General features: G+C 71.2%; 23 protein-coding genes. 10 read left to right on the top strand and 13 right to left on the bottom strand.

Annotated elements, in window-relative coordinates:
• Nucleotides 1–16 precede the first annotated feature (16 nt).
• A complete protein-coding gene (locus C2865_RS36440) occupies nucleotides 17–1423 on the bottom strand; it encodes an amidohydrolase family protein (RefSeq protein ID WP_106403248.1) in 1407 nt (468 codons plus the stop codon).
• A 110-nt stretch (nucleotides 1424–1533) separates the two neighbouring features.
• Nucleotides 1534–2373 (bottom strand): helix-turn-helix transcriptional regulator, encoded by an 840-nt coding sequence (locus C2865_RS36435; protein WP_106403247.1) that lies wholly within the window; start codon nucleotides 2371–2373, stop codon nucleotides 1534–1536.
• A 107-nt stretch (nucleotides 2374–2480) separates the two neighbouring features.
• On the opposite strand from C2865_RS36435, the gene C2865_RS36430 reads away from it, so the two are divergent.
• The 4 genes from C2865_RS36430 (at nucleotide 2481) to C2865_RS36415 (ending at nucleotide 7417) form a co-directional block, all read left to right on the top strand.
• Nucleotides 2481–3347 carry a helix-turn-helix transcriptional regulator gene (locus tag C2865_RS36430; protein WP_106403245.1) on the top strand — a complete coding sequence of 289 codons (867 nt, stop codon included), beginning with the start codon at nucleotides 2481–2483 and terminating at the stop codon, nucleotides 3345–3347.
• Between the two features lie 146 nt (nucleotides 3348–3493).
• Nucleotides 3494–4171, top strand: a complete 678-nt coding sequence (locus tag C2865_RS36425; RefSeq protein WP_232836017.1) for a TetR/AcrR family transcriptional regulator — start codon at nucleotides 3494–3496, stop codon at nucleotides 4169–4171.
• 162 nt (nucleotides 4172–4333) lie between these two features.
• Nucleotides 4334–5908 (top strand): MDR family MFS transporter, encoded by a 1575-nt coding sequence (locus C2865_RS36420; RefSeq protein ID WP_232836008.1) that lies wholly within the window; start codon nucleotides 4334–4336, stop codon nucleotides 5906–5908.
• A gap of 222 nt (nucleotides 5909–6130) precedes the next feature.
• The gene (locus tag C2865_RS36415) at nucleotides 6131–7417 is read left to right on the top strand and encodes a UDP-glucose dehydrogenase family protein (RefSeq protein WP_106403239.1); all 1287 of its coding nucleotides are present in this window, start codon (nucleotides 6131–6133) and stop codon (nucleotides 7415–7417) included.
• 58 nt (nucleotides 7418–7475) lie between these two features.
• Here C2865_RS36415 and C2865_RS36410 read toward each other — a convergent pair whose 3' ends face one another.
• On the bottom strand, nucleotides 7476–8135 hold the full coding sequence (locus C2865_RS36410; protein WP_106403237.1) for a LysR family transcriptional regulator substrate-binding protein: 660 nt from the start codon (nucleotides 8133–8135) through the stop codon (nucleotides 7476–7478).
• Between the two features lie 55 nt (nucleotides 8136–8190).
• Between C2865_RS36410 and C2865_RS36405 the strand changes: the two genes are divergently transcribed.
• Nucleotides 8191–8574, top strand: a complete 384-nt coding sequence (locus C2865_RS36405; protein ID WP_106403235.1) for a DUF5997 family protein — start codon at nucleotides 8191–8193, stop codon at nucleotides 8572–8574.
• 222 nt (nucleotides 8575–8796) lie between these two features.
• On the opposite strand, the gene C2865_RS36400 is transcribed toward C2865_RS36405, so the two are convergent.
• The gene (locus C2865_RS36400) at nucleotides 8797–9441 is read right to left on the bottom strand and encodes a maleylpyruvate isomerase family mycothiol-dependent enzyme (protein ID WP_106403233.1); all 645 of its coding nucleotides are present in this window, start codon (nucleotides 9439–9441) and stop codon (nucleotides 8797–8799) included.
• Nucleotides 9442–10070: 629 nt separating this feature from the next.
• Nucleotides 10071–10700, bottom strand: coding sequence for a TetR/AcrR family transcriptional regulator (locus C2865_RS36395; protein WP_198653851.1), 630 nt, complete (start codon nucleotides 10698–10700; stop codon nucleotides 10071–10073).
• 468 nt (nucleotides 10701–11168) lie between these two features.
• Between C2865_RS36395 and C2865_RS36390 the strand changes: the two genes are divergently transcribed.
• The gene (locus C2865_RS36390) at nucleotides 11169–11987 is read left to right on the top strand and encodes a helix-turn-helix transcriptional regulator (protein ID WP_106403230.1); all 819 of its coding nucleotides are present in this window, start codon (nucleotides 11169–11171) and stop codon (nucleotides 11985–11987) included.
• Nucleotides 11988–12013: 26 nt separating this feature from the next.
• Complete coding sequence (locus C2865_RS36385; protein WP_106403228.1) at nucleotides 12014–12766, top strand: SDR family NAD(P)-dependent oxidoreductase; 753 nt, start codon at nucleotides 12014–12016, stop codon at nucleotides 12764–12766.
• Nucleotides 12767–12848: 82 nt separating this feature from the next.
• Here C2865_RS36385 and C2865_RS36380 read toward each other — a convergent pair whose 3' ends face one another.
• The 3 genes from C2865_RS36380 to C2865_RS36370 all read right to left on the bottom strand — a co-directional run bounded on the left by C2865_RS36380 (nucleotide 12849) and on the right by C2865_RS36370 (nucleotide 15413).
• Nucleotides 12849–13538, bottom strand: a complete 690-nt coding sequence (locus C2865_RS36380; RefSeq protein WP_106403226.1) for a hypothetical protein — start codon at nucleotides 13536–13538, stop codon at nucleotides 12849–12851.
• Nucleotides 13539–13811: 273 nt separating this feature from the next.
• Entirely contained in the window at nucleotides 13812–14615 is an 804-nt protein-coding gene (locus C2865_RS36375) for an SAM-dependent methyltransferase (RefSeq protein ID WP_106403224.1), read from the bottom strand.
• Between the two features lie 198 nt (nucleotides 14616–14813).
• Entirely contained in the window at nucleotides 14814–15413 is a 600-nt protein-coding gene (locus tag C2865_RS36370; protein ID WP_106403222.1) for a hypothetical protein, read from the bottom strand.
• Nucleotides 15414–15586: 173 nt separating this feature from the next.
• Here C2865_RS36370 and C2865_RS36365 point away from each other — a divergent pair, with 173 nt between their 5' ends.
• A complete protein-coding gene (locus tag C2865_RS36365; RefSeq protein ID WP_106403221.1) occupies nucleotides 15587–16144 on the top strand; it encodes a 3'-5' exonuclease in 558 nt (185 codons plus the stop codon).
• Nucleotides 16145–16258: 114 nt separating this feature from the next.
• Here C2865_RS36365 and C2865_RS36360 read toward each other — a convergent pair whose 3' ends face one another.
• The 3 genes from C2865_RS36360 to C2865_RS36350 all read right to left on the bottom strand — a co-directional run bounded on the left by C2865_RS36360 (nucleotide 16259) and on the right by C2865_RS36350 (nucleotide 19606).
• Nucleotides 16259–16837: a TetR/AcrR family transcriptional regulator gene (locus C2865_RS36360; protein ID WP_106403219.1), complete on the bottom strand. Its 579-nt coding sequence runs from the start codon at nucleotides 16835–16837 to the stop codon at nucleotides 16259–16261.
• Nucleotides 16838–17157: 320 nt separating this feature from the next.
• On the bottom strand, nucleotides 17158–18888 hold the full coding sequence (locus tag C2865_RS36355; RefSeq protein ID WP_106403217.1) for an AAA family ATPase: 1731 nt from the start codon (nucleotides 18886–18888) through the stop codon (nucleotides 17158–17160).
• 157 nt (nucleotides 18889–19045) lie between these two features.
• Entirely contained in the window at nucleotides 19046–19606 is a 561-nt protein-coding gene (locus C2865_RS36350; protein WP_106403216.1) for a MarR family winged helix-turn-helix transcriptional regulator, read from the bottom strand.
• Nucleotides 19607–19687: 81 nt separating this feature from the next.
• On the opposite strand from C2865_RS36350, the gene C2865_RS36345 reads away from it, so the two are divergent.
• On the top strand, nucleotides 19688–20188 hold the full coding sequence (locus C2865_RS36345; RefSeq protein WP_106403214.1) for a cupin domain-containing protein: 501 nt from the start codon (nucleotides 19688–19690) through the stop codon (nucleotides 20186–20188).
• Between the two features lie 44 nt (nucleotides 20189–20232).
• Nucleotides 20233–20781: a dihydrofolate reductase family protein gene (locus tag C2865_RS36340; protein WP_106403212.1), complete on the top strand. Its 549-nt coding sequence runs from the start codon at nucleotides 20233–20235 to the stop codon at nucleotides 20779–20781.
• A gap of 115 nt (nucleotides 20782–20896) precedes the next feature.
• On the opposite strand, the gene C2865_RS36335 is transcribed toward C2865_RS36340, so the two are convergent.
• Complete coding sequence (locus C2865_RS36335) at nucleotides 20897–21424, bottom strand: hypothetical protein (RefSeq protein ID WP_157964062.1); 528 nt, start codon at nucleotides 21422–21424, stop codon at nucleotides 20897–20899.
• 293 nt (nucleotides 21425–21717) lie between these two features.
• Nucleotides 21718–22209 carry a metallophosphoesterase family protein gene (locus C2865_RS36330; RefSeq protein WP_106403208.1) on the bottom strand — a complete coding sequence of 164 codons (492 nt, stop codon included), beginning with the start codon at nucleotides 22207–22209 and terminating at the stop codon, nucleotides 21718–21720.
• Between the last annotated feature and the right edge of the window lie 166 nt (nucleotides 22210–22375).

Here is a 22375-nt window from a genome sequence, read left to right as displayed (position 1 = left end):
GAGCCGGGCGGGCCGGTCAGGCGCGGCCGGCGGCGTGCAGGACGCTGTCGCGGGAGGCGCGGACATCGTCGCCGAGGGCGGCCACGTCGACGTCCAGGACGGTGCCGGCCCATTTGCGGACGTGTCCGGCGACGAACACGGCGTCGATGTTGCGGGGGTCGGCTCCCAGGACGAGGGTGCCGATCGGGTCGTTGAGCGGCATGGTGTTGACGTCTTCCGCTCCGACGAGCAGGAGGTCGGCCTGCTTGCCCGGCGTGAGGGAGCCGGTGGTAGCGCCGAGCCCGATGCTGCGGGCGCCCGACAAAGTGGCGAAGTCCAGGACATCGGCGACGCCGACGCGCGAAGGCCGGGTGCCGGTGCCGTAGGCGGCGTTGACGGCGCGCATCCGCTGGATGGCGAGCAGGGCGCGCATCTGGGTGAACATGTCGCTGGACAGCGCGACTTCGACATCGATGCTGAGGCCGGGCCGGATTCCGGCGGCCAGTGCCTCGTCGATCGCGGGGATCGCGGTCTCCAGCCCGATCTGGGCGTCGGAGGTGGGGGCCAGAGCGACGTTGGCGCCGGTGGCTCCCATGGCCCGCCAGGCGTCGGCGGTCAGGCCGGTGCAGTGGATGAGGGAGACGTCGGGGCCGAGCAGCCCGGCCTTCTCCCACTGCATGACCGCGGCGGAGGACGGGGTGCCGAAGACGGCGTCGACGCTGACTCCGATGCCCAGTTCCCGGGCGGTCCGGGCGAGCCGGGGACCGTAGGCGAGGTCGGGGCCGGCGATCTCGTCGGTGGCCAGGGCGGCCAGGCGCAGGGTCAGGAGCCCGTCGTCGGTGGAGAAGTACTCGTCCTTCAGGCGGGCGAGGTCGCCCGGCCACTGGCCGTCCCAGTCGCCGAAGTGAGGGCGCATGGAGGCGTGCACGCCACGGATGCCGGTGTCGATGAGGGCCTGGATCGCGCTGTCGGAGTGGGCGGCGGTGCGCGAGTTGTGGGAGAAGTCGAGCAGGGTGGTGATGCCGCAGTCCAGGGCGGTGATGGCCGCCAGGCGGGTGCCGACGTACACGTCGTGCGGGGTGTAGGCGGGGGCGAGGCCGGCCAGGGTCGACATGACGTATTCGCCGAGGTCGTTGACGTCGGGCATGATCCGGCGCAGCTGGGCCTCCCAGGCGTGCCGGTGGGTGTCGACGAAGCCGGGGGCGAGGATGAAGCCGCGCGCGTCGATGACCACGGCGCCGTCGGCGGCGCCCTGCGCGGTCAGGTCGGGGGCGACGGCGGCGATGGTCTCGCCCTGGACGAGCAGGTCCGCCTGCGGCAGGGTGCCGAGCCGCGGGTCCATGGTGACCACGGCGGCGCCGGTGAGCAGGATGCGGCGGCCGGGGTCGGCGGCCTGGCGGCGCAGCGCGTCGAGGATCCGGGTACGGGCGGCGCTGGTGTTCATGGAGGTGTTCTTTCGTGGAAGGTTCCGGCGGGCTGTTCCCGCCGGTGGTGATGAGTCTGCGAGAAGCGGCCCGGGGCAGGAAGGCCGCCGGTTTCCTGGGAGTGCGGCACCTAGGCTTCGGCGCCGGGCGTGATGCCGGTCCGGGCGGCGAGCGTGCCGAGGAGGACCAGGGCGTCGGCGGAGGCGGAGCCGGGCTCGGCCTGGTAGGTGACGAGCCGCTGGCCCGCCGCGCGGGCGATGGCGAAGACCTCGGTGGTGAGGTGGAGTTCCCCGACCTCGGGATGGAACAGGCGCAGACGGCGGCGGGCGATCGTGGTCGTCTCCCGGGCCGCCCACAGACGGCGGAACGGGGCGCTGTGGATCGACAGCTCGCCCACCAGGGTGGTCAGGCGGGGGTCGTCGGGCGCCTCGCGTACCGCCCGGCGCAGGTCGGCCACCACGTCGGCGGCCGTCCTGTTCCAGTCGCCGAAGTGCTCGGCCGCGGCCGGGTCGAGGAAGACCATGTGCGGCACGTTGCCGTCGCGGGTGAAGCGCCCGTGCAGGACGGAGGCCGGCGCGTTGCGGGCCAGCACGTCCTGGGCGGTGTCGACGACGATCGCGGCGACGCCGTTCCAGCCGTCCATGAGCCGCCGGACCTCCGGCGAGACCCGTTCCCGGCGGGCGGGGCGGCTGCGGTGGGCGGCCGGGCGGGCCAGGCGGTACAGCTGCGCGGTGGCCTCGTCGTCCAGATGCAGGGCACGGGCCAGCGCCGCGACGGTCTGCCAGGACGGCCGCGCGGCGCGGTCCTGCTCCAGGCGGGCGTAGTGGCCGGTGCTGATGCCCGCCGCCCTGGCGATCTCGTCGCGGCGCGCGCCGGGCACCCGGCGCCGCGCGTCCGGCCGCCGGTCGGGCCGGAGCAGGTCCCGGTGCCGGCGCAGGAAGCCTCCGAGGGAGAAGTCGCCGCTGTCCACGTCTGGAGGCTAAAGCGGTGAGGGCCGCCGCCAGGGCGTCCAGGGTGGGTGTATTACCCCCTGGATGAATTGCCCGTTTTGAACTTCCCTATTTAATAATGAGGCAGATGAGTAGCAGTACGCCGCTGGGGGAGTTCCTCAGAGCACGCCGTGAGGGCCTGAAGCCACCGGACGTCGGCCTGCCGGAACACGGGCGCCGCCGGGTGAAGGGGCTGCGGCGGGAAGAGGTCGCGATGCTGGCGGGGATGAGCAGCGACTACTACATCCGCCTGGAGCAGGGCCGGGAGTCCAGCCCGTCGCCTCAGGTGATCGAGGCGGTGGCGCGGGCGCTGCTGCTGGACGAAGCAGCCGCCGACCACCTGCGCCGCCTGGCCCGGTCAGAACCGCGCCTCGGACGGCCCGCCCGGGACCGGGTCGGCCCGCAGCTGCTGCAGCTGATGGACGGATTCACCCACTCCCCGGCCTTCGTACTGGGGCCCGCGCTGGACATCCTGGCGGGCAACGCGATGGCCGACGCCCTGCACGAGCCCTTCTCCCCCGCCGACAACCTCGTGCGCATGGTGTTCTGCGATCCGGCGGGCCGTGAGTTCTACCGGGAATGGGAGCGCACCGCGCACTCGTGCGTGGCGGAGCTGCGCGCCGCCTACGGCCATGATCCGGAAAGCACGCGGATCGCCGAAGTGGTGGCCGACCTGTCCTCACGGAGCCCCGAGTTCGCCGACCTGTGGAGCCGCCACGACGTGAAGCCCAAGACCCACGAGGTCAAGCACCTGCGGCACCCGCACGTGGGCGACCTGCACATCCAGTTCTCGGCCCTCACCGTCAACGGCGCACCCCACCAGCAACTCATCGTCTACCAGGCCGAGCCCGCCGGCCCGACCGCCGCCGCCTTCCAACGCCTGGCCGAACGCATCGGCACGTCCCGAACGAAGAGGAACGTTCGCGAAGGCGTCCAGGAAGCCACGTACCACTGAGGCGAACCCGTCCGGGTCGCCGTGGACCCGGTGCCCACAACCGGTGTGAAGTCGCCGCCGCCCTCACCGCGATGGAGATCATGGTGGGGCCTGCGGGAGTTTAAATTTTTGCAGACACCGCATTTTTGCATACGATGCAACGCGTGATGGAGAAGGATGCCGCCGAGGGCGGTCTGCGGGAACGCAAGAAGCGGGCCACGCGTGCCGCTCTCGTGGACGCCGCGGTGCGGCTGGCGGCGGAGCATGGTGCGGAGAACGTCACCGTCGAAGCGATCAGCGAGGCGGCGGGCGTCTCCCCTCGCACCTTCTTCAACTACTTCGACACCCGTGACGACGCCTTCGTCATGATCGGTGCGGAGTCGGGCACCAGGATCCGGAGGGCCGTGCTCGAAGCGCCGTCCGGGCTCTCCCCCCTGGAGGCCCTGCGCGAGGCCCTGGCCGCGGAGCTGGCGGAGGTCGAGCAGCAGCACGAACTGTGGAGCCTCCACGCCGAGGTGCTGCGCAGGTCTCCGCACCTGCTCGTACGCGGTCTCTGCGTCCACATCGCCGACGAGATCGAGCTGGCCGATACGCTCGCCGAACGCATCGGCCCGCGTCCCGGCGGCCGTGCGGAGACCTCCGGGGAAGAGGACGGGCGGCGGTTCCCGGCGCTCGACCTGTATCCGCGGTTGCTGGCGGCCGTCGGGGCGACGGCCGTCCGGGTCGCCGTCGAGTACTGGTGCGCGCGGCAGCACGAACTCGTCTTCACGGACGTCTTCCGTGAAGTGTTCGCGCAGCTGGCCGCCGGGCTGCCCGTGCCGTCCGAAGACGTCGGGCGGCGCTGAAAGAAGCACCGCCCATCCCGCACGCCGTCGTGTGTCACGCTCCAAGGCGCCCGCGCGTGCCTGAAAACCCCTAGAACCCTTGAGAGATATGCAGTGAACACATCAACGGCGCCCGAGCAGGCGTCACCCGCCCCCATGTCCGAACGACAGATACTCCAGGCCATGTCCGGGCTGATGGCGGGCATGTTCGTCGCCATCCTGGCCGGTACCGTGGTCGCCAACGCGCTGCCCCGGATCATCGCCGACCTGGGGGCCGGGCAGTCCTCCTACACCTGGGTCGTCACCGCCGAACTGCTGGCCATGACGGCGACGGTGCCGCTGTGGGGCAAGCTGGCGGACCTGTACAACCAGAAGCTGCTGCTCCAGCTCTCCCTGGGCATGTTCGTGATCGGCTCGCTGCTGGCGGGCTTCTCCCACGAGGTGGGGCTGCTCATCTTCAGCCGGGTGGTGCAGGGCATCGGCGCCGGCGGTCTCACCGCCCTCGCCCAGGTCGTGATGGCGGCGATCATCCCGCCTCGCCGGCTGGGCAAGTACGCCGGCATCTTCGGCGCCGTCTTCGCCGTCGGCACCGTGGCCGGGCCGCTGATCGGCGGCCTCATGGTGGACACCTCGTGGCTCGGCTGGCGCTGGTGCTTCTTCATCGGCGTCCCGTTCGCGCTGCTGGCCATCGTGCTGCTGCAGCGCACGCTGAAGCTGCCCACCGTCCGCCGCGAAGTGAAGATCGACTACCTGGGCGCCTTCCTGATCGTCGCGGGTGTCTGCGCGCTGCTCATCTGGGTGTCGCTGGCCGGCAACCAGTTCGACTGGCTCTCCTGGCAGACCGCGGCCCTGACCGGCGGTGGCGTCGTGCTGCTGGCCGCCGCCGTGTACGTCGAGTCGCGGGTCGCCGAGCCGATCATCCCGCTGGACATCTTCCGCAACCGCACCGTGACGCTGACGACCATCGCGAGCCTGCTGGTCGGTGTGGCCATGTTCGGCGGCACCGTCTTCCTCTCGCAGTACTTCCAGATCTCGCTGGGCAAGTCCGCGACGGTCGCGGGCCTGATGAGCCTGCCGATGATCATGGGCCTGCTGGTCTCCTCCACGGTCGCCGGGCAGCTCATCAGCAAGACCGGCAAGTGGAAGATCTACCTCGTGGCGGGAGCCGCCCTCATGACCGTGGGCCTCGGCCTGCTGTCCACGATCGGTGCCGACACGCACTTCTGGGTGCTCAGCGTCTACATGGCGGTGCTCGGCGTCGGCGTCGGCCTGCTGATGCAGAACCTGGTACTGGCCGCGCAGAACGACGTCCCCGCTGCCGAACTGGGCGCCGCGACCTCCGTGCTGTCCTTCTTCCGCAGCATGGGCGGCACCATCGGCACCAGCGTGCTCGGCGCGATCCTGGCCAACCGCGTCGCGGCCGAGATCACCAAGAGCCTGGAGGAGTCGGGCGTCCCGGCGGGCACCGGCCAGGCCGCAGGCCACGGCGTCCCGGACATGACGACGCTGCCCGAGCCGATGCGGGTCATCGTGGAGCACGCCTACGGGGTGGCCACCGCCGACCTCTTCCTCGTCGCCACGCCTTTCGCGCTGCTCGCCCTGATCGTCGTCCCGTTCATCAAGGAGAAGCCGCTGAAGACCACCAGCGGCATGGAGCGGCTCGCCGAGGAGAGCGGCGGCACGGCCGGCGCCCCTGCTCCGCTCGCCGGTGCCGTCACGAAGACCGGCACCGAGACGCCGGCGACCCGAGACAGCTAGAACGCGAAGGCGGGTCCTCCGTCCCGAAGCACGCGGCTCGGGACGGAGGACCCGCGAGACCGCGTAGGAAACCAGTCGCCACCGCTCTTCCCTCGTCGGTTCGGCAACGGTTCCTCGGCAAGACGTGCAATGTGACCAAATGACCGATCAATCGTCTTAAGTTGGGGTTTCAGTACCTCGCCGCTCAGCGGGGTTTTCCATCGATCCGAGAGAATGAGACCCATGACTCAGCGGAACGTCGCGGTGTTCGGCGCCGGGTACATCGGACTGGTGACCGGCGCGTGCCTGGCCGATCTGGGCCACCGCGTGGTGGTGAGGGACATCCAGCCCGAGCGGATCGCCCGTCTGGAGGCCGGCGAGATCCCCATCTACGAGCCCGGCCTGGCCGAGCTCATCGCCCGCAACCGGCCGCGCCTGACCTTCACCCTGGACGCGGACGAGGCCGTGCGCGACGCCCAGGTGGCGATCATCGCCGTCGACACGCCGCCCACCGCTTCCGGGGACGCCGACCTCTCACGGGTCTGGGCGGTCGTGGAGTCCCTGAAGGACGCGGCCCATCTGAAGGCGCTGGTGGTCAAGAGCACGGTGCCGGTCGGCACGGGCGCGCGGATCCGGTACGCGCTGGACGAGGCCGGCCTGGAGCAGGTCGGTTATGCCTCCAACCCGGAGTTCACCGCCGAAGGCCGCGCGGTCTCCGACTTCCTCAACCCCGACCGGGTGGTGGTGGGCGCGTGGGAGGAGGCCACCGCCGACCTGGTGGCCGAACTGCACGAGGGCGTCAACGGGCCGGTCGTGCGGATGGACGTGGAGTCCGCGGAGATGGTGAAACTCGCCGCGAACGCCCTGCTCGCCACGAAGATCAGTTTCGCGAACGAGATCGCCAACCTGTGCGGGGAGGTCGGCGCGGACGTCGTCGACGTGATGCGCGCGGTCGGGCTCGACCACCGGCTCGGCACGCACTTCCTGGGCGCCGGCATCGGCTACGGCGGCAGCTGCTTCCCCAAGGACACCCGGGCGCTGAAGGCGATGGCGGACGGCAGCGGCTACCACTTCCAGCTGCTGTCCTCGGTGATCGAGGTGAACGCCCTGCAGCAGAGGATGCCGGTCGTCCGCCTCAAGGACCTGCTCGGCGACCTGCGCGGCCGCACCGTCGCGCTGCTGGGGCTGACGTTCAAACCGGGCACCGATGACATGCGCGAGGCCCCCAGCATCGTGGTGGCCTCCCGGCTGCTGGCCGAAGGTGCCCGCATCCGCTGCTGGGACCCGCTCGCCCCCGACCTCTCCTCAGTCGAACCCTGGACGGCAGCGACCCGGTGCGACAGCCCCCTCCAGGCCATGGAAGGAGCCGACGCGGCGATCGTGGTGACCGAATGGCCCCAGCTCCAGGACGTCGACTGGGACGGCGCCCTGCGGGTGATGGCCCGCCCCGTCGTCTTCGACGGCCGCAACGCCCTGGACCGCGAGAAGCTCACCGGGTCGGGATTCACCTACCTGGCCGTCGGACGCTGATCTCCGCCTCGCCGCCCGGCCCGGACGTCCGGACCGACGCCGGGCGGCCCGGAGCGGCTCAGCGCCGCCGGTGCCTGGGGGCGGGGCGCTTCTTCGCGGCTGGTCTGGGGGTGCGCCGCTCAGGGGCTCGGCCGCGGGAGCTGTTGGGGGTGCGGCCGCGGACGATGCCGATCAGTTCCTCCATGAGATCGGTCGTCGCGTCCTCGAGCCAGGCCAGGCCGATCTGGGACTGCGGGGCGTCCGTCACGGGCCGGTAGGTGAGGTCCTTGCGGTGGTGGAGGCGGGCCAGTGACTGCGGGAGCAGCAGTACGCCGGCCTCCGATGCCACCAGTTCGATCGCGTCCGCTGTGCTCTCGGGGCGGGTGAAGGCGGGCCGTCCGGGGCGGTCGGCCCACTCCAGGACGTCGTCGAGCGGTTCGAAGACGTCCTCGTCGGCGAGATCGGCGAGCTCCAGCTCGTCGACCGCGGCCACCGCGTGCTCCTTCGGCACCACGACGACGGTCGTCTCCACATAGAGCGGGATCACGTGCAGGGACTCGCGGTCGACGGGCAGGCGCACGAACGCCGCTTCCGCGCCGCCGTCCCGCAGGAGGGGGGCGGCCTCGGCGGCGGGCACCTGGATCAGCCGGAGAGGCACCTCACGCACCCGCTCGGCCCAGACTCCCGCCCATTTCGCGGGCGTCACCCCCGGCGCGTAGGCCAGCCGGAACTCGGTCACCTCCCCAGCCTAGCGGCGGTCGGACGGCCCTTTCACACTGGCTACCCTTGACCTCATGAGCACGTCCAAGTCGAAGACCCCGCAGACCATGAAGCCCGCGACCGCGGCCAAGAAGCTGGGGATCCTGCTGTCGGCAGCACCCGCCGAGTTCCAGGAGGGCACCGTGTCCCGGGACGAGCTGAACGCGCTCCAGGCCGATCCGCCCGCCTGGCTCGCCGACCTGCGCCGCGAGGGCCCCCACCCCAAGCAGGTCGTCGCGGCCAGGCTCCGCGTCTCCGTCTCGGGCCTGGCCCGCGGCGGTGTCACGGGCCCCCTCACCACCGCCGAGATCGAGGCCCTGCGGGCCGCGAAGCCCGAGTGGCTGAAGCGCGAGCAGGCGACCCAGGCCGAGGTCCGCGACGAGGCCCAGCGGCTCAAGCAGCAGCGCGCCGGGTCCTGATCCGAGGGGCGAGGCCCCGCGCGGTTTCGCGTCCCGCCACGGGGACGCGGCTTTACGTTGTAGATCAGTAAGAGGGATCGGGCGGCGGAAGGCCCCGGGCCCCTCCGCCTTCGCCGGGGCGGGCGTTCGCATCAGCCGACGAGGACGTCCGGTGTGCAGGATCTCGAACATCCGCCGCGGCCGCGAACGTCGAGCTTCTGCCCTCTTCAGAGCGATCCCGGGTCAGGCATAGATGTTCATGCCCGGGTCCGCTCCGAAGACGACGGGATCGGCTCGGCCGGTCGCGGCCAGGACGAAGTCGAGGGGGTCTCCGCGCAGTTCGGGGCCGCCTTCGCCGATCGAGAAGGCGTCCAGGCCGTCCAGCACCAGCCGGGCAGGCCCCCAGCCGCGCCGCTCGAGGACGATACGAAGCCAGCTCACCGTCGCCGCCAGGGCGGGGCCGCGTTCGGACGGGACGCCGAGCACGGCGCGGATGTCGTCGGCGTGCATGTACGTGTCGTGCCAGAGGTTGAGGACGCTCTCGCCAATGGCGTACCCGGGCACCGGGCCGGGACTCGACCATGCCTTCTCGTCCAGAGACTCCAGCAGCGCACGCAGCTTCGCCGCGGCCTCCCGCAACCGGAGCGCCACGGTTTCGGGGGCGAGATCGCGGCATGCCGCCGCCTGCTCGTCGGCGGTGCGGGTACCGACGCGGCCGGCCAGGACGTCCTCGGCGCCGCCGAGCACATGCCCGGCGACGTCGCGGACCTGCCAGCCTTCGCAGCGTGTGGCGGCCTCCCACTGGTGGGGCGGCAGCGCGCCGACCAGTTCGGCGAAGGCCGTGTACTCGGCGATCGTTCCGTCGATGGTGGAGGTACGGGGTGGCATGTTCACGCTTCTTTCGTCAAGGCCGCCGTCAATTCGGCGACCGGTTCCAGATGGCTGGTGAGATCCAGCGCGCCGACGGGCAGCGCGAGGTGCTGCGCATCCGCGTCGGCGTGTTCACCGAGTCGGGCGAGGTACTGCTCGGGAAGCTCCAGTAACGTCCGGTGAACGAGCCGGGCGGCTCCTCCCCCGCAACGCCCAGGTGTCGAGCAAGGCGAGAGAGGCCGCGCGTTCGGGCATCCGGTCGGCGGCCTCCCGGACGACGAAGCCCGCGCAGCCGTGGCCGACCGGTGTGATCGGCCGGGTCGGTGACGGTGCGGACGACCTTGCCGGTGGTGCGGCCGGTCGCGACGAGGTCGTACGGTGCCCCGGTCTCCACCAGGTGCGTCGTCTCGGTTCCGCCCGTATGTCCGGCCGTATCGCGTGCATCTCCCCCGCTTTCCGTCGAGTCGTTGATCTCAGGGAGATTTACATACATGCTGTATGCATGTCAATGATCGCATTGGCGCGAGGAGATGGTGAAGCCGTTGTCCATGAGGGCCCGCGCCGGTTTGCGGGAAGCGCACGACCGGCGGGCTCGCGACCCGCCTTCGACGTGCCCGGGGCCGGTCACCCGCGCGGGCGGGCCCCGGTCAGCTGTGGGCGCAGCCTGGCCCGACGCGGCCCGCGAGGCCCGTCAGCAGCGCTTCGAGCTGGACGGTGGTGTCCTCCAGCACCGCGCGGGGGTCCTCGGCGCCGGCGATGTCCAGCGCGCTCTCGCACAACGCCCCGTACAGCAGGGAGGTCATGGGATCCAGCGGGCGGGCGGGGAGGCAGCCCGCCTCGACGGACAGGGCCAGCCCGATGCGCAACTGCTCCTTGCAACCGGCCTGGATGCCGCGCATCACCGTCCAGCCGAGCGCGCCCGGCGCCTCGACCAGGGTGATCCGGCGCACCGCGGGCTCGAGGGACGCCTCCAGCATCGCGCGGCTGCCTGCGACCAGCCCGTCCCAGGGGTCGCGCTCGGCGAGGAAGGCCCGCCGCACCACGACGCCGAGCTCCTTCTGCTCGGCCGCGTACACCTCGCGGAAGATCTGCTCCTTGTTCTCGAAGTGGTGGTAGAACGCCCCTCGCGTCACCCCGACCCGATCGCAGATCGCACCCAGCGAGGTGCCCGCGAAGCCCTCCGCGACGAACAACTCGCGTGCCGCGGCCACCAGAGCCGCCGTGGTCGCCCTCGTCCGCTCCTGCTGGTTGCGACGCGAGCCCGTCCTCGTCCCCACCTGTCCGTCCCTTCCCCGCCTGCAACGAGAGTAAGGGAACCCCGAAGAACATGCCCGACGGCCTGTGGATACAACGGCCCGCACCGGAACCGAATGAGCGGCGGCTTCGCCCGCCTTGGCGACCTCTACAAGTCGCCAGACCGAACCGGATGACCGGCGGCATCCGCCGAGCGGCAAATGCACCTCATCCAGTCCGTCGTCCTGGAGGATCAGCACGCATCGGGGCAGTTCAGGGCTGCTCCCCGCATGAAAGGGCCTTCCTTCGACGGGCGCGGGCCAGGCGTGGTGCCGGTGGGGACGGCGCTGTCCGATCACCTGGCGGGGCATGAGCCGCCTTCGGCGGTGGCCCTCCGGGCGGCGGCATGCGAGGACGCGCCGTGCAGACCAGGCTTGTAGATCACGACATAGCATTGTCTGGTGGATATTTCCCGGCTCTCTGCGGATGCGCGGCAGCGGCGCAGTTCCGAGATGCGTGCGTTCCTCCGGTCGCGGCGAGCGCGGGTGACGCCCGCCGACGTGGGCATGCCGGCGGGCGGAGGCCGCCGTACGCCCGGACTGCGGCGGGAGGAGGTGGCGGTGCTCGCCGGCGTGGGGGTGTCCTGGTACACCTGGCTCGAACAGGGACGCGACATCAACGTCTCCGCCGACGTCCTGGACGCCGTCGCCAGGGTGCTGCGCCTGGAGCCCGCCGAACGCGAGCACCTGTACCTTCTCGCCGGTCTCAACCCGCCGCGGGCGGTGCCTGCCGAAGACCGGGTCCCCGATGCCGTGCGGCGGCTGCTGGAGGGCTGGCTGCCGCGGCCCGCGTACGTCATCGACCGGCACTGGAACGTCCTCGCGCTCAACCGCGCGGCCGAGATCGTGTTCCAGTGCAACGAGTACGACCACAACTGCCTGGTCAGCTTCTTCACCAACGCCCGCTACCGTGCGACGGTCGTGGACTGGCACGACGCGGCGCGAGCGATGGTCGGCCTGTTCCGAGCGGACGCCGCCCGCTACCCGGACGATCCCGAGTTCGGCCGCCTGGCCGCGGACATGTGCGCCGCGAGCCCCGCCTTCGCCGAGATCTGGGCGGAGCTCCCCGTCGGCGGTCCCACCCATGGCACCAAGGCCCTGGAGGTTCCCGGCCTGGGGACGCTGACCTTCGAGGCCACCGTCCTGCCGCTGCCCGAGCTGCCCGGCCACCGCCTGTCGCTGCACGTCCCCGCACCCGGGACGGGAACGGAGGCCATGCTGGAGCGCTTGGTGGTGGTGCCGGACCCAGGTTCAGCCGACACTGCCGCATAGGCTCGCACCGCCCGAGGATCGTCGTCATGAAGCGATTCACGAACAAAACGGTTCTGATCACCGGCGGCACGAGCGGCATCGGTTTCGCGACCGCGCGCAGGCTCCTCGACGAGGGCGCGTACGTCGTCATCACCGGCCGCGACCGGGCCCGCCTCGACACCGCGGCAGAACGCCTGGGCTCCGAGCGGGTCCTGTCCGTCCGCGCGGACGTCGGCGTCGACGCCGACCTCGATCTCCTCGTGCGACGCGTCGAGACCTGGCGCGGCACTCTCGACGCGGTATTCGCCAACGCCGGTATTGCGGACTTCAAGCCAAATTTCACCCCGAAGGACTTCGACCATACCGTCGGAACCAACTTCAAGGGGGTGTTCTTCACGATCCAGAAGGCGCTGCCGCTGATGGGCGACGGAGGAGCCGTCGTCATCAACGCCTCCTGGACCCTGCACCGCGGCCTCCCGGTGGCCTCGGTCTACGCCGCCAGCAAGGCGGCCGTGCACAATCTCGCCCGCACGCTCGGCACCGACCTCGCGCCCCGCGGCATCCGCGTCAACTCCGTCAGCCCCGGCTACATCGAGACCGAGATGTACCGGTCCGCCATCGACCCCGACGCGGAGAGCCGCATCCTGGCGGAAATACCGCTCGGCTCGCTCGGCCACCCGGACGACGTCGCCGCCGCCGTCGCCTTCCTCGCCTCGGACGACGCGTCGTACATCACCGGCCAGGACCTCGTCATCGACGGCGGCCTCGTGGGAGCCGCGCCCTTCGGGCTGCGCCTTTGACGGCCTCACCACGGCCACGGCAGACGAGTACACGGCCGGGTCGCGCCCACCGGCGCGACCCGGCCGGCACCCGCCATGCCGGTCAGGCGATGTGGTCCTCCGGTGGCAGGTAGGGGCTGAAGTGGTCGGCGACGATGTCGGCGACGGCCGCGGCGTCGCGGGATCCGTCGACCTCGATCACGCGGATGCCGAGGCGCCGGGCGGAGCGGACGGCGTCGTCGGCGACGAGGCGGTCCCGCTCCAGCCGGTTGCGCTGGGCTCGTTCGGGGTCGCTGACGTCATGGTCGATGGCGGCGGCTCGCGGGAGTCCGTGGAGCTGGTGGTCGCGGAAAGCCTGGGTGGGCACCATGACGACCATCTGCCGGGAAGAGCCGATGATCGGGGCGACCAGCTCGGGACGGAGCCCCCAGCCCTCGGCGATGACGGGACGCCCGGAGACCAGGCAGCGCAGATCGTCCAAGGCCCATGCGAACCGGATCGGAAAACCGGCCAGCGTTTCGGCGGCCATCTCCTCAGGGGTGGTGTTCACCCAGGTCCGTTCAGGGTCCGGGCCTTCGGGAGGCAGGCCGAGCCTGACGCGGCGAGCGATCCGGCGGTCATTGTGGCCGCGGGCATCGTGATGGTCGTAGTGGTAGACGGTCATCCCGTATCGGAGGGCCAGCAACCGGGCGACGGTGGACTTGCCGGCCCATTGCCCGCCGCCGATCCAGAGGGTCCGACGAAGCGTGCCGAAAGGATCCCATACCTGTTCTTCGGTGTCGTTCCCGGTCACAGGTCTCCTCAGGTACGGCGGCCGCCATCCGCTACACAGGTCATCCCGTCTCCGGAGGATACGCGTTGTCCTTGGAATGCGCCGTCGATGTGATCTCGTGCGAAATCCGATCCGGCTCGTCCTCGGGGAAGCCGATCGGGAGCTGGCAGGCATGGCCTGATACCGCAACGCCCGTCGGCTTCCCGACGTCCGCGCTCGGCTCGAACGTCAAAGGACTTCACCGATCCTGGACAGCTCACGTCTTCGGCCGCCGAGGCGCAGCGCGTAACAGCGTCAGAGCATGCCCACTCCGCCCAGGCCGGTGGCGGCGGTCGGGCGGGTGTCGTCGCCGCGCCGGGGGTGCCAGTCGGCGATGGGCACCACACCCGGGGGCAGCAGGGTCGTGCCGTCGAACAACCGGGTCACCTGCTCGGCGGTGCGCAGATGCACTCCAGGCGGGGTCGCGGCGGAGTAGATGTCGACCGCCTGGTCCAGCCGCTCGGAATCGGCGCCGCCCGGGGAGATGTGCGAGATCGCCATGGCCGAACCCGGAGCCAGACGCGCCAGGTAGGCGCGCAGGAGGCCCTCGACGTCCTCCTCGTCGGAGACGAAGTGCAGCACCGCGACGAGCATCAGCCCCACCGGGCGGGAGAGGTCCAGCAGCCCGCTCTCCTCGACCGCGGACAGCAGCTCGTCCACCTGGCGCAGGTCCGCGGTGATCACCTTGGTGTTGCCGTTCTTCGCCAGCAGCGCCTGGCCGTGCACCAGGACGAGCGGGTCGTTGTCGATGTAGAGGACCTTCGCCTCGGGGTTGAGCTCCTGGGCGACCTCGTGGACGTTGCCTTCGGCCGGGAGCCCCGAGCCGATGTCCAGGAACTGGTCGATGCCCGCCTCCTGCACCATGTACCGCACGACCCGGTGCAGGAACTCCCTGTTCTGCCGGGCCATCACCGGGATATCGGGGAAGAGGGCGAGCGTCTGCTCGGCGATCTGGCGGTCGACGGCGAAATTGTCCTTGCCGCCCAGGAACGCGTTGTAGATCCGCGCCGGATGCGGAACAGAGGTATCGATGGAAGAGGGAACGGCACCATCACCCATGGCGACTCCTTGAATCCGAGGGGAAGAAACATGATCGTTTCGGGATTTCCCGACCCTACCGACTGACGCACGCAAAAAGACGAAGTATGCGCCGAAGTCGCTCGGCGCGGCATGGCCGACCCGGTGGGCGGCCGTCGTGACGGGCACGGCACGAAGCCCGGCGGCCCCGTGTTCGGGAGTGACCGTGTTCCCGGGCGGTCAGCGTTCGATGTCGTGGCGCATGGCGACGAAAGTGCGGATGATCTTCTCCAGGTCCTTCTCGGAGGTGCCGCCGCTGGGGAAGGTGATGACGCCCGCGGTGTCCTCGTCGGACCAGGCGCAGGCCATGCCGCCGTCCTCGGGAGTGGCGGTCCAGCCGCAGAAGGACGTGCCGCCGAGGGGGCCGGGGGTGTCCTGGCCGGTCTGGCCGTAGAGGCCGAAGGAGTCCTCGCCCAGGACCTCTTTCAGGAAGTGGTCGCGGCGCGACTCCGCGAGGTCGGAGCCGGTCTCCGCGGCGATGACCAGGGAGAACCTGCCGGGGCCGTCCTCGACGTCCACCGAGGGCAGCCGGTAGTAGCCCGCGAGCGTCCTGCCGGCGAGCCGGGCAGGGCCCAGGTCGATGTGGTCGGGGAGGCCGAGCTCCGGGACCTTGATCAGGCCGCCCGCCTTCTCCGGTTCGAGGATGCGGCGCTCACCGGGCGCGGAGGCGGGGCGGTGGGGCTCGGGCGGCTCCGGGTAGGTGATGACGCCGCATCCGGTGAGCGCCGTGAGCGCGAGCGCCGCGCACAGCGGTCCGGCCGGCGTACGTGCGAGTCCCATCCCACCTCCTGCCTCGGGTTCCTGCGGGCCATCCCACCGGAGTCCCGGGCACGGGGACCAGGGACCGCTGTCCCGCCTCCCCGGGGACGGCTCGAAGCGCGCTGCGCGGGTCCAGCCCGCAACGGGACACCGGCCCCTGGCCGGTGGGATGCCGCGCTCCTACCGTCGGCCGCATGGAAGGAATGCTGTTGAACGTCGTGGACGTCGAGGCCACCTGCTGGCCGGACAGGATCGCGCCGCCGGGCGAGGTGGCCGAGATCATCGAGATCGGCGTCTGCGTGGTGGACCTCGCCTCCGGCACGCGAGCGGCCCGCGACCGTCTTCTGGTCCGTCCCGCCCGCTCCCGGGTGTCGCCGTTCTGCACCGCGCTGACCGGCCTCACCGAAGACGAGGTGGCGACTGCTCCGACGTTCGCGCAGGCATGCGACCGGCTCCGGCAGGTCCACGGGTCGGACTCCCGGCCCTGGGCGAGCTGGGGCACCTTCGACCTCGGGCTCTTCACGGTCCAATGCGCCCGCGACGGCGTCACCTACCCGTTCTCGGACGACCACATCGACGCCAAAGCCGTGTTCGCCGCCGCTCACGGCCTCACCCGCCGTCCGTCGAGGCCCGAGGCCCTTCGCCTCGCCGGTCTCTCCGGCGAGGGCACGGAGCACAGGGGCGCCGACGACGCCTGGAACGGCGCGGCCCTGGTCCTCCACCTGGCCGCGCTCGGCCGCTGGCCCGGCTGAGCCGCGGCTCTTCGTTCGAGGCCCGGCCCGTCCGAAAGGCACGAGCGAGCTCACCCGTCCGACGGCCACCTCGGTTCAGGCGAGCGCTGGGATCGCGGATGGCAGGGCCGACGGTCAGGGCGGGGTTGCTGCCAGGGCGTTGATGAGGGAGCGGACGGCCTGGCGGAAGTGGTCTCGGGCGGCGGGGTCCTCCCAGTGGGTGGTGGAACCGTCGGGGTGGACGATGCCGATGGTGAGGAAACCGTAGAAGGACCAGCCGAGGGCGTTGTGGAGCGTGAAACGGGCCCGGGGGTGCACGCCCGAGCGGGCGATCAGGTCGTTGATGCCCTGGACGACCGGGGCGGCGTAATCGCGTTCGATGCCGGCGAGGTCGGCGGCGTCCGACAGGCCGCGATGCTGCCACAGCGTGATCGCCTCGGGATGCACCTGGTAGAAGTCGAGGAACATGTCGACCATGCCGTGCAGGCCGGAGACGTCCGGGGGAAGGGTCCGGTGCATCTCCTCCACCAGCGCGACCTGCGCCTCAAGCACGCGGCGCATCACCGCTTCGTAGACGCCCCGCTTGCCGCCGAGCGCCGCCACGTCGCCCTCGGTGGCCCCGGCGGCCTCCGCGATCATCGCGGTGGTGACCCCGTCGTACCCGAGAGCGGAGAACAGCCTGGTGGCCGCCTCGACTACCTCGTCACCGCCCATTCCTCCAACCTAAGGTCTGTTTCAAAGTCGCTGAAACAGTCCGGTGCCCGATGGCGTCTGTCCGGCGGGGTCCCTTACGGGCCCCTGTCCGGGGTCGGCGCCACTGGCGTTCCGGAATCGGCCGGGCAGAGGCCGCTCACAGGTGAGAGCGGCTGCCTTCCTTCCCTTCCCCCCGTCAGTGCGGGATGGGGTCGATGAAGGTTGACCCGGCCGGGGCTCTTTGCAGCCCCACCACGAACCTTACACAGAGTGCTCACTTGGTCACAAGAAGTCGCCAAAGTTCTTCCGCAGAGAACTTGAAAATCGGCGCGGCTGCGGCCTCATGCCTCCAGGAACGCCGCGATGTCCCGCATGAGGGCTTGCGGAGGCCGCATCGTGCGGGCCAGCTCGCAACCGTCCTCCCGCCTGCTGTAGGGACGGCCGAGGAACCTGCGCCAGAGTTCGCCGAGCAGGTCCGTTCCCGGGATCAGTTCGGTCCAGCGTTCCGCCCACTCCTCGTCGGGGACGTGCGCGGCGCCGCCCGTCGCCCGCCACTCGTCCGCGAACGCGCGCGCCTCGGCCTCCAGCCGGTCCGGCGGTGTCACGATCGGCGGGCCGGGGAAGGCCGCGTCGAGGAGACCGGCGAGCGCACCGAAGTCGAGCAGCAGGTTGTCGAGGCTCCGCGCGCCGAGGAGGTGAACGCCGGAGGCGGCGGCCTTCGCCCGTAGGGCCGGGGTCAGACCGTCCGCCGCCCCCGCGTACAGCAGAGTCCAGGACGCCAGGAGCCCGCCGGCGTCGAGCCAGGCCTCGAGCAGCCCCGGGGCGTCCGGTTCCAGCACCACGCCGACGTCCGGGTCGTGCAGCACCTCGGGAATCCAGGCGCTCAGGATCCGCTCGTCCTCGGCGCTCTCCAGGACGATGATCCGCCCGCATCCGGCGACGTCGCTCAGCCGCAGCCCGGTTCTTCGGACGGCGTCCGCCGTGCTCGCGTCCAGTTCGGCGACCGTGGAGATCCCCTGGCGCCGCCGCACCGACAGGACGCGGGAGCCCTGCCCCGTCAGGGCGCGGTCGATCAGGACGGGGGCGTGGGTGGTGACGACGAAGGTCCGCTCGCGGCCGTGCTCACGCAGCAGTTCCAGCACCGCGCGCTGCGCCGCCGGATGCAGCCCCTCCTCGGGCTCCTCCAGGACGACGACGCGCTCCGGCCGCGTCAGCAGGCAGGCGAGCAGGGCCAGGACGCGTTCGGCCCCGCGCCCCGCCTCGTCCAGGCCGATGCGCACGTCCGCGCCGTCCCAGCCTTCGTCGAGCAGACCGTCCTGGGAGAACGCCACGGTGAACGTCTCCCCCGTCACGGGCGTCACCGGCGAGCCGGTCTCCGGCAGTATCTCCGCGGCCCGGCGCCGCAGCTCGGCCCAAAGCCGCGGCTCTCCGGTGCTCAGCCCGAGCAGCACGGTTCCGAGATTCCCGCCGTCCTCGGCGAGCCTGCCACCGACGTCCCGCACGGGCAGTTCACCGGCCGCCGTGCCCGCACCGAAGCGGAAGTGCGCGTACCCCTCCCGAAAGCGCCGCAGCGGCTCAGCGACGCCATGCAGCCGACTCTCCGCGACCGCCTTCTCCAGTGCTCCGGGCGGCGCAGTGCCCTCCCCGCCGCAGACCCGCTCGAGGACTCCCGGCTCCCCGTCCGCCAGCTCGACGTGCCAGGCGCCGTCCGTCTCGACGAGCCTTCCCACCACGTCTCCACGTCCGTCGCCATGCCCCACCGCCACGGCCTGCGCGCGCATGCCGTCCCGGCTTCCTTCGGCGAAGGTCCACTCGGCCCAGGCGCCCACCGGGTCGACCGAGATCTCCCACGCCGTCCTCACCACGAGCCCGAACCTGCCGCGCACCAGACCGCTACCGGACCCCAGATGCCCCGTCCGGCCTTCCGCGCGACGGCCCGCGACCACGTCCAACGCCGACACCAGCGCCCCTTTGCCGGTCCCGTTCCCGCCCACGACCAGCACCACCCCGTCCGCGCGCACCTCCAGCGCCCCCTCGACGAACCCCCGGAAGTCCTCGACCTCGACCCTCATACCCCCTCCTTTCCACTCATTCTCCTCAACCCGTGCCGGGAGCGGCTTCGTTCTGCTCGGGCGGGCGAAGCCCGAGCCGTGTCCGCGTCGCGGGGCGGCGGGGCCGCCTCGGGATGTTCTCGCCCGGGTGGAGCGGAGCGGTAAAGCCCGGCGGGGTTCACCGGTCGGGGTCGGCCAGGTGGTGCAGGAGTTTGCGGGCCAGGCCGTCCAGGGTGGCCAGTTCCCCGGGGGTGAGGCCGGACAGCAGGCCGGTGACGTTGGCGGTGTGCCGGGTCATGGCGGCGTCGACGGTGGCGTGGCCCTGGTCGGTGAGCCGGATCTGGAAGCTGCGGCGGTCGGCCCGGTCCAGGGTGCGTTCGACCATTCCGGCGGCTTCCAGCCGGTCCAGCCGGTTGGTCATCCCGGCTCGCGAGAGCATCAGCAGGGCGGACAGCCGCGAGGGGCTGAGGACGTAGGGGGCGCCTGAGCGGCGCAGGGCCGCCAGGACGTCGAACTCGCCGCGCTGCAGGCCGAATTCGGTGAACACCCGCTCCTGGGCGGGACCCAGGAGCAGGCCCACCCGGCCCAGCCGGCCGACCACCGCGATCGCGGCGAGGTCCAGGTCGGGGCGCTCCCGCTGCCAGGCGGCGACCACCGCGTCCACCGCGTCCGGGGCGGCGGGGTCGTAGGGGGTGCCGGCGGGAGCCGGGACGTCGTCACGGGTGCGCGGAGTGCTCATGCCCCCAGTGTAGTTCGAGGTCAAGGATATTCACCTCCTTATAGTTTGACGCCGTACTATCAATCGTGAAATCATCTCGGCATGAGCGAGACGCACACACCGGAGTTCGAGCCCCTCGTGGTACGCCGCCAGGACACCGAGCTGCTCGGCGCCGGACCCGACACCATCGCGCTGCTGGCCGACGCGTCGGCCACCAACGGCCGGCTGGGCGTCATCCGCACCTCCCTCGGACGGGGGAAGGACGGCGCGACCCCGCACTACCACCGCGGCTCGGCCGAGATGTTCTTCGTCCTGGACGGTCGGCTGCAGGTGCTGGCGGGCGAGGAGGTGGTGACCGCCGAGGCCGGCGACACCCTCGTGGTCCCCCCGCGCACCGTCCACGCCTTCGCGGCGGCTCCCGGATCGGGCGCCGACGTACTGATCGTGATCACCCCGGGCGTGGAGCGGTTCGACTACTTCCGCCTGCTCGACCGCGTCCGCCGCGGCCAGGCCGATCCCCGCGACCTGCTGGCCGTCCAGGAGCGCTTCGACACCCACTTCGTCGGCAGCGACCCCTGGCAGCGGACCCGCGCCGCCGTCTGACCGCACCGACACATCCGCTACGCACACACCCTCCGGGAGACACCATGCGCAAGATCATCGCCTCCACGTACACCACGCTCGACGGCTTCATCGACGACCCGCACGAGTGGTCCCTGAGCCACAACAGCCAGGACGCCATGGCCTACGCCTTCGCCCTGACCACCGGCTGCGACGCCCTGCTGCTGGGCCGCGTCACCTACGAGGGCATGGCCCAGGCCTGGCCGAACATGGGCGGCAACCCCTACGCCGACCACGTCAACGCCATGACCAAGTACGTCGTGGCCTCCCGGCCGGTCGACACCACCGCCTGGAACCCCACCGTCGTCATCCCCGGCGACGATCTGGCCGCCCGGACCGCCGAACTCAAGAAGCAGGACGGCGGCGACATCCTCATCTGGGGCAACGGCCGCCTCACCGACGACCTCGCCCGGCACGGCCTGCTCGACGAGTACCGGATCTGGATCTATCCCGTCCTCAAGGGCCGGGGCGAGCCGCTGTTCCGCCCCGAGAGCGTCACCGGCATCGAGCTCGCCGACAGCACCACCTTCGCCTCCGGCGTCACGGTCCTGACCTACAGGCCGACCACCGCCTGAACGCCCTCACCCGGCGCTCCCGGGACACCCGGCGAGGGCACGGACTCCTCTCCGCCGTGGCGGGCGATCCGGCTCGGCGGGAGGCCGTGCGCCTCGCCCCGTAGGACGAAGAGGCTCACTGGTCCTTACGCATCGCAGCCATCTGGGTGTTTTCGTCCCGGCATGCCCAGCGGTTGACCGCTTCCAGGGGGACCCCTCCTATTTGAGCGGCCCGCTGGGCCGAGACGCCTTCGGCGCAGGCGGCCTGGACGGCACGGCGGACCCTCTCGGCCGTCGCCTCCAGGCGGAACTCCGCGTCCTGGTGTTCGAAACCCGCCTCGGCCAACTCGTTCAGCACGGCGGCCTGATGCACCTGCTGCCGGTTTTCAGAGCCCGCCCGCGCCCGTTCTCGCGCCTCTGCCGCGGCATGCTCCTTCTCGGTGCGATCGGCGACCCCGGCCATCCCCTCTATCACCTCCAACGCGTCGCTCAACGCCGCTGCGGCGTCCAGCGAGGCCCTGTAATCGGCGTCTACCTCCCACAAGGGATCGGTCGGTCCCAGCCCATGACGGCGCTCACCCGACTGGCGCACCCGGTCCGACCACATCCCCACAGCCATCTGAGCCGCCTTCACCGCCTGCACGACCTTCTCGTAATCGCCCATCCCGACCTCTCCACCCGATACATCAACGAAGTACATCCTGTACGGCATCAGCGCACCTCTACAGCCTCCCCTTCCCCTGCAGGGAAGCACCACGTCACCGCTTCCGGTTCGAAGCGATCGCCACCGGGTCACGGACGAGCGCGGGTGTTCGGGATGCGGACGGTGTGGATACCGGATGGCCAGACGGCACCCCGGGCCATCCGGGCAGGGGCACGATCTGGGCCTTCGAGAGGCCTGGTACTGCAACGACAGGTTGTGATCATTACCTGTCGTTGCAGTACCAGGCCCGGAGGTCAGGTGACGGGGACGATCTCGGCGGAGAGCAGCCGTCCGGCCTCGATCGTGAGGAGCCCGAGGGTTCCGTGCGGCTGGCGGCGACGGTCGGTGGGCGAGCCGGGATTGAAGACGCGCAGATGGCCGTCGGTCTCGTTCCACGGAATGTGCGAGTGGCCGAAGACGACCAGGTCCGCGTGGGGAAAGGTGCCGCGCAGACGGGCGAGACGCCCCTTGGAGGCGCCGCTGTCGTGGATCATCGCGACGCGCAGGCCGTCCAGGTCCAGCTCGAGCCGTTCGGGCGCGCCCCAGGCGGCCACGTCGGGACCGTCGTTGTTGCCGAGAACGGCGTGGACCGGCGCATAGGCGGACAGCTCGTCGAGGACCTCGGCGGTGCAGACGTCCCCGGCGTGCAGGATCACGTCGGCCGTGTGCAGATGCTCGGCGACCGCAGGCGGACAGGACCGCCAGCGCCGCGGCGCGTGCGTGTCGGAGATCGCGACCACCCTCACCCCGCCATCCTCTCTCACCGTCGCCCCGTCGCGCGATCGGGAGGCCCCGAACGGCCAGATCGGCTTCCGGCCGGCCTCCATGGTCCTTCTGCTGATCGGGCTCGGCACGCTCCTGCTCCGGCTCTAGATCCCCCGGTCGCGCTCCCCGGTGCGCGGTCCGGTCGAG

This window comes from Actinocorallia populi, assembly GCF_002995495.1.
Taxonomy (GTDB): domain Bacteria; phylum Actinomycetota; class Actinomycetes; order Streptosporangiales; family Streptosporangiaceae; genus Actinocorallia; species Actinocorallia populi.
Note: the sequence above shows the minus strand (reverse complement) of the source record. Positions and strands in the feature narration are given on the sequence as shown.

What these genes read in the sequence shown, in the direction of transcription:
- C2865_RS36365 (WP_106403221.1), top strand. Translation starts at nt 15,587, where the DNA reads ATGGAAGGAATGCTGTTGAACGTCGTGGACGTCGAGGCCACCTGCTGG.
- C2865_RS36430 (WP_106403245.1), top strand. Translation starts at nt 2,481, where the DNA reads ATGAGTAGCAGTACGCCGCTGGGGGAGTTCCTCAGAGCACGCCGTGAG.
- C2865_RS36420 (WP_232836008.1), top strand. Translation starts at nt 4,334, where the DNA reads ATGTCCGGGCTGATGGCGGGCATGTTCGTCGCCATCCTGGCCGGTACC.
- C2865_RS36340 (WP_106403212.1), top strand. Translation starts at nt 20,233, where the DNA reads ATGCGCAAGATCATCGCCTCCACGTACACCACGCTCGACGGCTTCATC.
- C2865_RS36385 (WP_106403228.1), top strand. Translation starts at nt 12,014, where the DNA reads ATGAAGCGATTCACGAACAAAACGGTTCTGATCACCGGCGGCACGAGC.
- C2865_RS36370 (WP_106403222.1), bottom strand. Translation starts at nt 15,413, where the DNA reads ATGGGACTCGCACGTACGCCGGCCGGACCGCTGTGCGCGGCGCTCGCG.
- C2865_RS36440 (WP_106403248.1), bottom strand. Translation starts at nt 1,423, where the DNA reads ATGAACACCAGCGCCGCCCGTACCCGGATCCTCGACGCGCTGCGCCGC.
- C2865_RS36355 (WP_106403217.1), bottom strand. Translation starts at nt 18,888, where the DNA reads ATGAGGGTCGAGGTCGAGGACTTCCGGGGGTTCGTCGAGGGGGCGCTG.
- C2865_RS36425 (WP_232836017.1), top strand. Translation starts at nt 3,494, where the DNA reads ATGGAGAAGGATGCCGCCGAGGGCGGTCTGCGGGAACGCAAGAAGCGG.
- C2865_RS36400 (WP_106403233.1), bottom strand. Translation starts at nt 9,441, where the DNA reads ATGCCACCCCGTACCTCCACCATCGACGGAACGATCGCCGAGTACACG.
- C2865_RS36350 (WP_106403216.1), bottom strand. Translation starts at nt 19,606, where the DNA reads ATGAGCACTCCGCGCACCCGTGACGACGTCCCGGCTCCCGCCGGCACC.
- C2865_RS36345 (WP_106403214.1), top strand. Translation starts at nt 19,688, where the DNA reads ATGAGCGAGACGCACACACCGGAGTTCGAGCCCCTCGTGGTACGCCGC.
- C2865_RS36405 (WP_106403235.1), top strand. Translation starts at nt 8,191, where the DNA reads ATGAGCACGTCCAAGTCGAAGACCCCGCAGACCATGAAGCCCGCGACC.
- C2865_RS36415 (WP_106403239.1), top strand. Translation starts at nt 6,131, where the DNA reads ATGACTCAGCGGAACGTCGCGGTGTTCGGCGCCGGGTACATCGGACTG.
- C2865_RS36390 (WP_106403230.1), top strand. Translation starts at nt 11,169, where the DNA reads ATGCGTGCGTTCCTCCGGTCGCGGCGAGCGCGGGTGACGCCCGCCGAC.
- C2865_RS36360 (WP_106403219.1), bottom strand. Translation starts at nt 16,837, where the DNA reads ATGGGCGGTGACGAGGTAGTCGAGGCGGCCACCAGGCTGTTCTCCGCT.
- C2865_RS36335 (WP_157964062.1), bottom strand. Translation starts at nt 21,424, where the DNA reads ATGGGCGATTACGAGAAGGTCGTGCAGGCGGTGAAGGCGGCTCAGATG.
- C2865_RS36375 (WP_106403224.1), bottom strand. Translation starts at nt 14,615, where the DNA reads ATGGGTGATGGTGCCGTTCCCTCTTCCATCGATACCTCTGTTCCGCAT.